Consider the following 11,204-nt stretch of genomic DNA (forward strand, 5'->3'; position numbering starts at 1 on the left):
TCAGGCTAGTCACACGCGGGCCGTGTCCTTGCTCATCCGCCAGGCGGCGCCCGCCACGAAGATCGCGAACCAGCCGACCGCGTTGACGACGGCGTACCAGGGCAGCTCCTGCGTCAGTAGCGAGCGGGCGATCTCGGCGACGCCGTACATCGGGGTCCAGTAGGCGATGTGGCGCACCACGTCGCTGTACTGGTCGAGCGGGATGAACACGCCCCCCAGGAAGGACAGCAACGCAAGCCCGGGGCCGAGGATCTGCATCGCGTTCTCGCCGGGCACGACGTACCCGATGAAGACGCCGAGCGCGGCGAAGGTGAGGGTGCACGCCAGGGTCAGCAACGGCGTGAGGATCCAGACGTACGTGGGCATCTCGGCCTTGCCCTGCAGGACGCCGACGACGTTGACCGCCGTGATCGCGAGGGCACCCATGACGAGGGCGACCAGGGCCTTCGTCACGATGTAGACGACAGGGTTGAGCGGCGTCAGCCGCAGCTGCCGCGACCACCCGAGCGACCGCTCCAGGGCGACCATCGAGCCGCCCGCGGCTGCCGTGAGGGCCGCGCCGTACAGGGCCATCGAGATCAGGATGTACGCCGCCACGTTGCCCGAGCCGGACGGGTCGTCCCATCCCTTCTGGCCGCCGAAGCTGAGCAGCAGCGCCGCGGGCAGGATCAGCGTGAAGATGATGGTCCGCCGGTTGCGGAGCATCCGCCTGAGCTCGATCCCGAGCACGGTCAGGTTGAAGCCACCGAGGGGCGGGACCCGGCGGACGGTCGGGTCGATGGTCTGCGTGGTCATGCCGAGACTCCTTGGTCAGCTGTGGCGGTCGCGGTGGGAGTGGTGTCGCGGTCGTCGCCGGTGAGGCTGAGGAACGCGTCCTCGAGCCCCCGGGCGGTGATCTCGAGGTCGTGCGCGCCGGTCTCGGTGAGGAGGTAGCGCGCGATCTCGTCGGTGTCCTTCGCGTGGATGTAGACGGCGTCGCCGCGCACGTCGACGCTCTCGACCCCGGCCAGCCCGGAGAGACGGCGCGGATCGGCACCCGGGAGCGTGGCCCGCACGGTGCGGCCCGCGGCCAGGGCCTTGATCTGGCTGCCGGTTCCGTCCGCGACGATCCGGCCGTGGCTGATCAGCACGATCCGGTCGGCGTACTGGTCGGCCTCCTCGAGGTAGTGCGTCGCGAAGAGGACGGTGCGGCCCTTCTCGGCATCGCTGCGGATGGCCGACCAGAAGGCGCGCCGGCCCTCGACGTCCATGCCGGTGGTCGGCTCGTCGAGCAGGAGCAGGGCCGGGTCCGGCAGCAGGGCCATCGCGAACCGCAGCCGTTGCTGCTCGCCGCCGGAGGACTTGCCGACCTTGCGGTCCGCGATGTGCTCGATGCCGGCCCGCCGGAGGACCTCTTCGACGGGCGTCGTGTCGGCGAACAGGCTCGCGGTGTACTGCACGGTCTCGCGGACGGTGAGGTCCTTCAACAGGCCACCGGTCTGCATGACGGCCGAGACGAGGCCGCGGGCGATGGCCTGGCGCGGCTGGAGGCCGAGCACCTCGACCGAACCGGTGGTCGGGTGCGAGAGCCCGAGGACCATGTCGATGGTGCTGGTCTTGCCGGCGCCGTTCGGGCCGAGGAAGGCCACGATCTCGCCCTGCTCGAGAGTCAGGTCGATCCCGCGGACGGCGTGGACGGAGCCGAAGTCCTTGGTGACCCCGGCGATCTGGACGGCGGGCACGTCCTCGGCGGTGGTGCCGGGCGTTCCCGAGAGGCTGGTCTGTGTCATGGCTCAAGACTGGCCGAGCGGGCGCCGCGAGCCCTCACACAGCCATCACGACTTGGCCGTGACGTTTGTCAGGTCTCGAACCTAGGCGTGGGGACTGATCCTGAGCACCTTGTCCCGACCACTGCCGTTGTCGGTGGTCACCAGCAGGTCGCCGTTGGGGGCGGTGGTGACCGCACGAAGCCGGCCGGCGTGGGTCAGTGCGCTCGGCACCCTCACCCACCGGAGGTGACCCGAGTGGTCGAACCACAGGAACAGCAGTCGCGACGCCTTGAGCGCCGCCACGGCCAAGGCGCCACGGTAGGAGCCCCATCCCGAGGCGCGCCCCGTAGGCACCCAGTCGGCGCCGCTCGTGGCCAGGGTGGGGAAGCCGGACGACCACCGCGCCGCTACCTGGGGGCCCGGCAGCGACCGGTCGGTCATCGGGACCGACTCGTTGTAGCCGGGCACCGGGTTCCAGCCGTAGTCCGCGCCGTTGCGCAGGAGGTTGACCTCGTCGTCGCGGTCCGGGCCGTGCTCGACCGACCACAACGTGCCGTCGGTCCGCTGGCTCAACCCCTGGACGTTCCGGTGGCCCCACGTGTGGATGTAGCGCTTGGCCTGGTTGTGCGCGTGACCCCAGCGGTTGCCGGGCCACGGCTTGCCGCTGAACCGGTCGAGCCGGAGGGTCTTGCCGCCGAACGACCCGAGGTTGCGTGGGTTCGTACCGATGGCGGCGTCGCCGGTGCCGACGAGGAGAGCGCCACTCCGGGTGACCAGCAGGCGGCAGCCGCCGTGCCGGCCGCTGCTGGTGGGGAAACCGCCGACGAGAGTCTTGATCCGCTTCACCTTCCGGTCGGCGACGTTCAGCCGCCAGGCGGTGACGTGTACGTCGTGGCCGCCGCTCGCCAGCGTGCCGCCCTGGCAGATGTAGAGGCGGTGGTTCTGGGAGAAGTCGGGGTCGACCGCCATGCCGAGCAGGCCGGTCTCACCGGACACCCAGACCCTGCGACTCGGGAAGTCGATGGTGTGGCGTCGTCCGTTCTTGACCAGGGAGAGACGCGCCCGGTCGCGCTCGGTCACCAGCAGTCGGCCGTGGCCGATCGACGCGACGTCCCACGGATGGTCGAGACCGCCGACGACGGTCTTCACCCGGAGGTCCGGGACGCCGCGCGCCGGTGCCGCGGGGCCGATCGAGTCGGCCCGGTCGTTGTCGTCACAGGCCGTGAGAGCGCCGGCCAGCGTGAGGGGGAGGGTGGCCAGGATCGCGCGGCGCATGCCCCAGGGTACGCCGGTCGATGGAGCTCCTAGAACGTGTGCTCCGGGCCGGGGAAGGTGCGGTTCTTGACATCCTCGTCGTACGCCTTGGCCGCCCTGAGCAGCTCGCCGTGGAGGTCGGCGTACTGCTTGACGAAGGTGGCCATCCTCCCCGAGCGCACCCCGAAGGCGTCGGTCCAGACCAGGACCTGGCCGTCGCACTCGACGCCGGCGCCGATGCCGATCGTCGGGATCACCAGCTCCTTGGTGATCTGCGCGGCCACGTCGCCGGGCACCATCTCCATGACGACGGCGAACGCGCCGGCGTCCTCGACGGCGTGCGCATCCGCGAGGACCCGTTCGGCCGCGTCGCCGCGGCCCTGGACCCGGTAACCGCCGAGCGCGTGCTCGCTCTGCGGCGTGAACCCGATGTGGGCCATCACCGGGATCCCGCCCTGGCTGAGCCGGGTGATCTGCGGGGTCATCTCGACGCCGCCCTCGAGCTTCACGCAGTGGGCGAGGCCCTCCTTCATGAACCGCGCGGCGGTGCCGTAGGCCTGCTCGGGCGAGGCCTGGTAGGAGCCGAACGGGAGGTCGCCGACGACGAGCGAGCGGTGGACCGACCGGCTCACGGCGCGGGTCAGCGGGAGCAGCTCGTCGACGCTGATCGGGACCGTGGTCTCGTAGGCGTAGACGTTGTTGGCCGCCGAGTCCCCGACCAGGAGCACGTCGATGCCGGCCTCGTCGAAGGTGGCGGCCGTGTACTGGTCGTAGGCGGTGAGCATCGAGAACCGCTCGCCCTGCTCCTTGAACTGGCGGAGGTGGTGCGTGCGGACCCGCCGCACGGGGGTGCTGGTCTTCGCGGGACCGGTGCCGTACGGCGCGGCGACCTCGTCGTTCATCGGTGCTCCTCAGTGCCGAGAGTGGGCTGTCATCGCGGCTCCCTGGTGGAGTCCACGCAACGTCTTCCAGGCTAGTGACGTGTCCACCGGATGCGACCTGTGTCGCTCGTCACGGGCGAGCCAGCTCGTCCCGCAGTCCGCCGAAGGCGATCTCGTCGTCGCGGGTGCCGGTGTGCGGGGCGGCGAACCACGCGGCGTACTGACTGATCTCGTCGAGCCGCCACTCGAGGTCGAAGAGCTCGACCATCTCCGGATCCGCGCCGATCTCGGCGGGCGGCACCCCGTTCTCGACGAGGGTGCGCAGGTCGAGCTCCGCCGGGGCGAGGCGGAGCGTGTCCCAGTCGACCAGGAAGCGGCCCTCCGCCGTCAGCAGCTGGTTGCCGTCGTGCGGCTCGCCGTGCGCGGCCACCCAGGGACGGCCGCGAGCCACGTCGCCGAGGTGGTGGTAGCGCTCGGTCCAGCGCTCGATCTCGCGGAGCCGTCCGCGGACGGCTCCGCGGGCGGTGTCCGCGAAGGGACCCGGTCCCCACTCCTGCCGGGTCAACCGGGTCGTGGTCTCCGCGAAGTCGGGGTCGACCTTGGGTCGCCACCTCGGGAGACCCGGAGGAGGTGGGGCGTCGTGCAGGCGGCGGAGGACGGCCGTCGTCCACGAGACGTCCAGGGGCGGTTCCGAGGTGCCGTCACGCCATGGCGAGCAGCTGAGGGAACCGCGGGCGAACGGCACGGTCAGCCGCCCGATGGCCGTGGCCAGCGGCGCGAGCACGAACTCCAGTCCGCCGGCGCGCAGCGCGACGGCACCGGCGTACGCCGCTTCGAGGTCGGCCGCGGCCTCCGCGCCCTGCGGCTCGTCGTAGGTCACGAAGAGCCGGGGCTCGGCGCCGACGTAGGCCGCCCAGTGGTGGGCGCCGAAGCCGACCTGCTGGTAGGCGAGCCGGTCGACGTCGCCGTCCCAGGCACGCCGTAGCTCCGCGAGGACGTCGGCGTCGTCGACGCCGGGTGGCGGCTCAAGCACGGGCGGCCCGCCTGGCCCGGAGCCGGTCGAAGGCGCGCTCCTTGGGTGGGTTGCGGATGAGCTCGAGGAGGGCGGCGGTCGGCTCGTCGGGACCGTACGTCGTGTCCACGGTCAGGTCGCAGTCGCCGTGCAGGAATACCAGGCGCTGTTGGTGCAGCGCCGTGCCCGGGTCGCGGTCGCCTCGTTGCTTCTCGCGCCGTCGCAGCTCCTTCTGCGAGCAGGTGACGTGCACCAGCAGCACGTCGAGGCCGGCGGTCAGTCGGAGCAGGTCGTCGAGGCGCCACGGCTCGTTGAGCACGTGGTCGGCGAGCACGGGCATGCCGGACGACGCGGCGCCGACCAGGGCGCGGTGGTACGCCGCGCGTGTGCGGTGGAAGACGTCGTGCCACTGCCGGTCGGTCAGATCTGCGTCGGGCCGGGTGCGGATCTGGTGGAACAGATCCACCGGCAGCACCAGCCAAGGCGTGGCCAGCCGGCGGGCGACGGCCTGGGCGAGTGTCGTCTTGCCGGCGCTCGACGGCCCGTTGAGGAGCACGATCCGACCCGACGCCATGCCGCTGACGCTATCGAGGAAAGGCGCCGCGCCTCAGCAGATCTCGTCGACTGCAGGCACTCGGCCGCGTCAGTCGGCCTTCTCGTCCTCGCTCTTGCCCCCGCGCGGCGGGCGCAGGACCCGGGCCGCGCGCTCGGCGACGCCGTCCCGTCCCGCCAGGTCCGGACTGATGAACACGACGTTGTAGCTGTGGAGGCGTTGGATGTCCCGCATCGCGGGGAACTTGCCGAGCGTCCGGAAGAACGCAGCGACGTCGACGTCGAGCCACTGGCCCTCCCACACCTCCCTGTCCTCGACCTCGATGTAGACGGCATCGGCACGAGCCATCAGCTCTTCGCTCCCGCCTAGCACGGCGTCGGACGCCCCCTCGACGTCGATCCATGCCACGACCCGGTCGTCGTCGGTCAGGTCGACGATGTCGTCGACACGCACGGCCTCGACGTCCACGGACTCGTGGCCGACGGCGCGGTGATGGACGCCGAGGCTGGCCATCCGGTTCGCGCGGTCCTTGACCTTGTTCCCGATCCGCGTGGGGATGTTGATCGTCACCGTGGCGTTCGTGGCCGCAGCCGCCAGGTGGCGATACTCCACACCGATCTCGTCCATGTCCTCCCTGTGCTCGCGGTGGACGTACGGGTTCGCCTCCAGGGCCAGGCACCGGGCGTCGGGGAACGTTCGCTTGGCCCACTTGGAGAACCGGCCCTCGTGGGCACCCAGCTCGAGCACCACGGTGGGCTCGAGCATGCGACACAGATCGTGGAACATCCGCCGCACCCGCAGGTCGATCACCTTGGTCGGCTGACGGGTGTTGCGGGCTTGGGCAGCCGTGTACTCGGCCCAGAACCGGTACCACTGATGATCGGTGGGCGAAGGGGGATCACCGAGATCGAGCGCCATGCGGCACCCTAACCCGGCTTCGGGGGAAGGCTCGTCCCTAGACTGGGAAGGTGGAGTTCTACTCGGCGTACGCGCAGGGGTTCGCGCGGGTCGCGGCGTGCACGATGCCCGTGGCGCTGGCCGACCCCGAGGCGAATGCGCGGACGGTTCTCGAGATCGCGCGTGAGTGCCACGAGGACGGCGTCGCGGTCGCGGTGTTCCCCGAGCTCTGCCTGAGCGGCTACTCCATCGACGACCTCCTGCTCCAGGACGTCCTGCTGAACGCCGTGCAGACGGCGATCGCGACGGTGGTCGAGGCGTCGGCAGACCTGGTGCCGATGCTCGTGGTCGGTGCCCCACTCCGGCACGGCACCCGCCTCCTCAACTGCGCGGTCGTGATCAAGGGCGGGCGCGTCCTCGGCGTCGCGCCGAAGTCCTACCTGCCGAACTACCGTGAGTTCTACGAGCGCCGCCACTTCGCCGCCGGAGACGACCTGCGGGGTACGACGATCCGCGTCGCCGGCAGCGACGTACCCCTGGGGCCCGACCTGATCTTCGTCGCGTCCGACCTGCCCGACCTGCGGCTCCACGTGGAGATCTGCGAGGACATGTGGGTACCGGTGCCGCCGAGCGCCGAGGCCGCGCTGGCCGGAGCGACTGTGCTCGCCAACCTGTCGGGCAGCCCGATCACCATCGCCCGGGCCGAGGACCGCCGGCTGCTGGTGCGCAGCGCCAGCTTCCGGAACAACGCGGCGTACGTCTTCGCGGCGGCGGGTCAGGGCGAGTCGACGACCGACCTGGCCTGGGACGGCCAGACCATGGTCTACGAGTGCGGTGACCTGCTGGGGGAGACCGAGCGCTTCCCGGTCGGACCGCGCCGGACGGTCGTCGACGTCGACCTCGACCGGATCCGCCAGGAGCGACTCCGTCAGGGCACGTTCGACGACAACCGTCGTGGCCTCGACACCGGTAGGCCCGCGCGGTCGCAGGTCCACGAGGTCGGTTTCGAGCTGGCACCCCCGACCGGTGACATCGGGCTGCGCCGCAAGCTCGACCGGTACCCGTTCGTCCCCGACGACCCCGAACGCCTGGCGCTGGACTGCTACGAGGCCTATCACATCCAGGTCGCCGGCCTGATGCAGCGGTTCGAGGCGATCGGTGCGCCCAAGGCGGTGATCGGCATCAGCGGCGGGCTCGACTCGACCCACGCGCTGATCGTCGCGACCCGCGCCATGGACGCGCTGGGCCGGCCGCGCAGTGACGTGCTGGCCTTCACCATGCCGGGGTTCGCGACCGGAGACACGACGAAGTCCCTGGCGACGCGGCTCGCGACGTCGCTCGGCGTGACGTTCGAGGAGATCGACATCAAGCCGGCGGCCGAGCAGCTGCTGAAGGACCTCGACCACCCAGCGGCCGGCGGCGGCGCGACGTACGACGTCACCTACGAGAACGTCCAGGCCGGGCTGCGCACGGACTATCTCTTCCGGCTGGCCAACCAGCGCGGCGGCATCGTCGTCGGCACGGGCGACCTCAGTGAGCTCGCCCTCGGCTGGTGCACGTACGGCGTGGGCGACCAGATGTCGCACTACAACGTGAACGCCGGTGTCCCGAAGACGCTGATCCAGCACCTCATCCGCTGGTCGATCGACAGCGGACAGTTCGACGACGCGGCCAACGAGGTGCTCGGCGAGATCCTCGAGCAGGAGATCACCCCCGAGCTGATCCCCACCGTCGAGGGGCAGCGGACGCAGGCGACCGAGGACACCGTCGGCCCCTACGCGCTCCAGGACTTCACGCTCTACCACGTGCTCCGGCGCGGCTACCGACCGACCAAGATCGCGTTCCTGGCCTGGCATGCCTGGCACGACGCGGCGGCGGGGGAGTGGCCGCCGGGCTTCCCGGACGACCGTCGGCCGGCCTACCAGCTGAGGGAGATCCGGCACTGGCTCGAGGTGTTCTGCCGCCGGTTCTTCGCCAGCCAGTTCAAGCGCAGCGCCCTGCCGAACGGGCCGAAGGTCTCCGCCGGCGGCACGATGAGCCCGCGCGGTGACTGGCGGATGCCGAGCGACGCCGCAGCCACGGCCTGGCTCGCCGACCTGGAGCGCGTCCCGACCTCGTGACCCGATCGTGACCCGATCGTCCGTCCGGCATGCAACATTCCCCACTCCTGCTGAGTCGTAGTGGACATCGGCGGCACGGACGGGGGGCCGCCACGACTTTCGGGAGAGACCACATGACTGGAGTACGACGGACGCGCGGGATCGCAGCGGTCCTGGCGACCATCGTGGCGGCCACCCTGGCCACCACGGCCCAGAACGACGCACACGCAGCCACCGGTTCCGGCGATGCGGCCGCTCAGAAGCCGGCGAAGACGAGACTGCACATCCACGTGACCGGTTGCGACCGCTGCTCCGTCCAGCTCCAGCACGCGGTGAACGGCAAGCTGAACGTCTGGACGTCCAAGGAGCAACGCATCGGCTCGGACCACAACGCGGTCTTCCACCTCCGCACCTCACGTACGCACGGGTTGTCCTTCGTGGTGCGGGCGCCGTGGGAAGGCAACACCGGAGCAGTGGAGAACATCGTCACCCGGTATGCCGGCCAGGCGGTCGACTCGGGTGTCGGTCGCCACTCCGCCCGCCATGCGCAGAAGGCCCAGGGGTGCTGGGCCGGGACGAGGCTCGACGACGTCCGCCTCGACTTCCACGTCGCGCGGGTGGCAGCCAAGACCCTGGACGGCCACCCGACCCAGATCCCGCTGGCCTACGCCACGCACACGATGTCGAGCTGGAAGCCGACCGTGAAGACCTACAAGGGCACGATCGGCAACCAGGACGCGTTCTACTGCAGCAAGCCGCCGACCACGAAGCTGACTCTGACCGCCGCGAACTGCACGGGCTGCCAGGTCGGCGTGATGAACGGGGCGACGCGGGTCGAGAACACCTGGTCGGCCGAGCCGAAGACGATGAACAACGGACAGGTGACGTTCCGGGTGCCACGCAACCTGACCCGTGGCATCACCACCACGGTCTACGGACCTTGGGAGGGCAACACCGGCTACACGGCCCTGGTCGCCTGGAGGTACGCCGGAGAGAACGTCGGCGACGCCGTCTCGTTCAAGACCGCCCGCGCGGCCGGACACGGCTCGGCCTGCTGGGGCGGGACGGACGCGAAGTCGCTGACGATCCCGCTGACGATCCGCAAGGTGCGCACCGGCGGCAACACCGGCCCCACGAACGGGACCCTCGCCTACGCGCAGGTCACCCAGGCGTGGCTGAAGCCTCGCATGCAGGCCGACCGGGGCATCCTCGGCACGCAGGAGGTCATCGCCTGCCAGAAGTGACCCTGGCCCGATGCCCCGCCGGAACCGGACCCGGCGGGGCGTCGTGGTCTCGTCACGCTCGACCGACGGCGGGCCCGGCGGCCGCGGCGCAACATCGCCGTAACACGGCTGAGACAGACTGCGCGGCATGGGCAAGCAGGAAGACTTCGTGCTGCGGGCGCTCGAGGAGCGTGACGTCCGGTTCGTGCGGCTGTGGTTCACCGACGTGCTCGGGTTCTTGAAGTCGGTCGCGGTCGCGCCGGCCGAGCTCGAGGGCGCGTTCGCCGAGGGGATCGGCTTCGACGGCTCGGCGATCGAGGGCTTCGCGCGGGTGTACGAGGCCGACATGCTGGCCAAGCCCGACCCCGCGACGTTCCAGATCCTGCCGTGGCGCAGCGGCGACGGGCCGAGCACGGCGCGGATGTTCTGCGACATCGTGATGCCCGACGGGTCGCCGTCGTACGCCGATCCCCGGCACGTGCTGAAGCGCACTCTCGGCAACGCGGCCGAGCAGGGCTTCACCTTCTACACGCACCCCGAGATCGAGTTCTACCTGTTCAAGGACAGCCCCACACCCGGCGGCGAACCCGTGCCGGTCGACCGCTCCGGCTACTTCGACCACACCGCCCAGTCGCAGGGAGCCGACTTCCGGCGCGAGGCGATCACGATGCTCGAGTCGATGGGCATCTCGGTGGAGTTCAGCCATCACGAGGGTGGGCCGGGCCAGCAGGAGATCGACCTGCGGTACGCCGACGCGTTGTCGACCGCCGACAACATCATGACCTTCCGCACCGTCATCCGTGAGGTCGCGCTGAGCCAGGGCATCTGGGCGACGTTCATGCCCAAGCCGTTCACCGCCCACCCCGGCTCGGCGATGCACACGCACGTGTCCCTCTTCGAGGGCGACCGCAACGCGTTCTTCGAGGCGGGTGCGGAGTACCAGCTGTCCAAGACCGGCCGCCAGTTCATCGCCGGCGTCCTTCGCCACGCCAGCGAGATCGCGGTGGTCACCAACCCGTGGGTGAACAGCTACAAGCGCCTGCTCGGTGGCGGTGAGGCTCCGTCGTACATCTGTTGGGGGCACAACAACCGCTCCGCCATGGTGCGGGTCCCGATGTACAAGCCGCAGAAGGGCGTCTCCACCCGGATCGAGGTGCGCACGATCGACTCGGCGTGCAACCCCTACCTGGCGTACGCCGTGGTGCTCGCCGCCGGCATGAAGGGGATCGAGGAGGACTACGAGCTCCCCCGCGAGGCCGAGGACGACGTGTGGTTGCTGACCGAACGAGAGCGCAAGTCACTCGGGATCGAGCCGCTGCCGACCAGCCTGTCGGACGCGATCCGGGTCGCGGAGGACTCCGAGCTCCTCGCCGAGACGCTGGGCGAGCACGTCTTCGACTTCTTCCTGCGCAACAAGCGGACGGAGTGGCAGGAGTACCGCACCGAGGTCTCCACCTTCGAGCGCGACCGGATGCTGCCGGTGCTGTGAGTCGGCCCAGTAGTTCGGCCCAGTAGGTTGAGCCTGTGACTGCACGTG

10 protein-coding genes are annotated in these 11,204 nt (G+C 70.4%); 3 read left to right on the forward strand and 7 right to left on the reverse strand.

Annotated features, from left to right (window positions below; all coding sequences use genetic code 11):
• Window positions 1–9 precede the first annotated feature (9 nt).
• The 7 genes from VGJ24_RS02280 to VGJ24_RS02310 form a co-directional block, all read right to left on the reverse strand.
• Entirely contained in the window at window positions 10–795 is a 786-nt protein-coding gene (locus VGJ24_RS02280) for an ABC transporter permease (RefSeq protein WP_331498859.1), read from the reverse strand.
• Window positions 792–1,769, reverse strand: coding sequence for an ABC transporter ATP-binding protein (locus tag VGJ24_RS02285; protein WP_331498860.1), 978 nt, complete (start codon window positions 1,767–1,769; stop codon window positions 792–794). The genes VGJ24_RS02280 and VGJ24_RS02285 overlap by 4 nt, the downstream gene beginning before the upstream one ends.
• A gap of 81 nt (window positions 1,770–1,850) precedes the next feature.
• The gene (locus tag VGJ24_RS02290) at window positions 1,851–3,023 is read right to left on the reverse strand and encodes a PQQ-dependent sugar dehydrogenase (protein WP_331498862.1); all 1,173 of its coding nucleotides are present in this window, start codon (window positions 3,021–3,023) and stop codon (window positions 1,851–1,853) included.
• A 29-nt stretch (window positions 3,024–3,052) separates the two neighbouring features.
• Complete coding sequence (panB, locus tag VGJ24_RS02295) at window positions 3,053–3,904, reverse strand: 3-methyl-2-oxobutanoate hydroxymethyltransferase (RefSeq protein ID WP_331498864.1); 852 nt, start codon at window positions 3,902–3,904, stop codon at window positions 3,053–3,055.
• A 109-nt stretch (window positions 3,905–4,013) separates the two neighbouring features.
• Window positions 4,014–4,916: a phosphotransferase gene (locus VGJ24_RS02300; protein ID WP_331498865.1), complete on the reverse strand. Its 903-nt coding sequence runs from the start codon at window positions 4,914–4,916 to the stop codon at window positions 4,014–4,016.
• Window positions 4,909–5,469, reverse strand: coding sequence for a chloramphenicol phosphotransferase CPT family protein (locus tag VGJ24_RS02305; RefSeq protein ID WP_331498867.1), 561 nt, complete (start codon window positions 5,467–5,469; stop codon window positions 4,909–4,911). Before VGJ24_RS02305 ends, VGJ24_RS02300 begins: the two co-directional genes overlap by 8 nt.
• 69 nt (window positions 5,470–5,538) lie before the next feature.
• Window positions 5,539–6,366, reverse strand: coding sequence for an FkbM family methyltransferase (locus tag VGJ24_RS02310; protein WP_331498868.1), 828 nt, complete (start codon window positions 6,364–6,366; stop codon window positions 5,539–5,541).
• A 50-nt stretch (window positions 6,367–6,416) separates the two neighbouring features.
• Between VGJ24_RS02310 and VGJ24_RS02315 the strand changes: the two genes are divergently transcribed.
• The 3 genes from VGJ24_RS02315 to glnA all read left to right on the forward strand — a co-directional run bounded on the left by VGJ24_RS02315 (window position 6,417) and on the right by glnA (window position 11,156).
• On the forward strand, window positions 6,417–8,465 hold the full coding sequence (locus VGJ24_RS02315) for an NAD(+) synthase (protein WP_331498869.1): 2,049 nt from the start codon (window positions 6,417–6,419) through the stop codon (window positions 8,463–8,465).
• Window positions 8,466–8,578: 113 nt separating this feature from the next.
• Window positions 8,579–9,688, forward strand: a complete 1,110-nt coding sequence (locus VGJ24_RS02320) for a hypothetical protein (RefSeq protein WP_331498871.1) — start codon at window positions 8,579–8,581, stop codon at window positions 9,686–9,688.
• Between the two features lie 127 nt (window positions 9,689–9,815).
• A complete protein-coding gene (gene glnA, locus VGJ24_RS02325; RefSeq protein WP_331498872.1) occupies window positions 9,816–11,156 on the forward strand; it encodes a type I glutamate--ammonia ligase in 1,341 nt (446 codons plus the stop codon).
• Window positions 11,157–11,204 lie beyond the last annotated feature (48 nt).

Source organism: Nocardioides sp., assembly GCF_036493135.1.
Lineage (GTDB): Bacteria > Actinomycetota > Actinomycetes > Propionibacteriales > Nocardioidaceae > Nocardioides.